At 64.8% G+C, this 429-nt stretch carries 1 protein-coding gene and 1 pseudogene; both read left to right on the top strand.

Annotated features, from left to right (window positions below; all coding sequences use genetic code 11):
• On the top strand, positions 1 to 260 hold a 260-nt coding region (locus HX846_RS31795; RefSeq protein ID WP_178966924.1), incomplete at its 5' end, for a malonate decarboxylase subunit delta.
• A pseudogene (locus HX846_RS31800) lies at positions 253 to 429 on the top strand (biotin-independent malonate decarboxylase subunit beta); the annotation flags it as partial. The gene HX846_RS31795 and the pseudogene HX846_RS31800, both read left to right, overlap by 8 nt.

Genomic DNA, 429 nt, shown 5'->3' on the forward strand with positions numbered 1-429 from the left:
CCAAGGGCCGCGCGCTGGTAGGTTGCGTCGGCTCCGGCGACCTCGAAGTGCTGCTGGAACCGGGCACCGCCGGCACCCTGACGATTCAGGTGCAAACCTCGGTCAATGGTGCGCAGCTACGTTGGCAGCATCTGTTCGAGCGGATCTTCCAGGAACAGACACCCCCCGCATTGAACATCGATATCCACGACTTCGGCGCCACACCCGGCGTGGTGCGCTTGCGCCTGGAGCAAGGCTTCGAGGAGATCGGTCATGACTGACTTGCTGAACAAACACAGCTTCGTCGAACTCGGCGCCCGGCAACGGGCCAAGGCCTTGCTCGACGCGGGCAGCTATCGCGAACTGATCGACCCGTTCCAGCGCGTCATGTCGCCGTGGCTGAGCCGCCAGGGCGTGGTGCCGCAGGCAGATGACGGCGTGGTGATCGCC

Source organism: Pseudomonas sp. K5002 (genome assembly GCF_013386655.1).
Lineage (GTDB): Bacteria > Pseudomonadota > Gammaproteobacteria > Pseudomonadales > Pseudomonadaceae > Aquipseudomonas.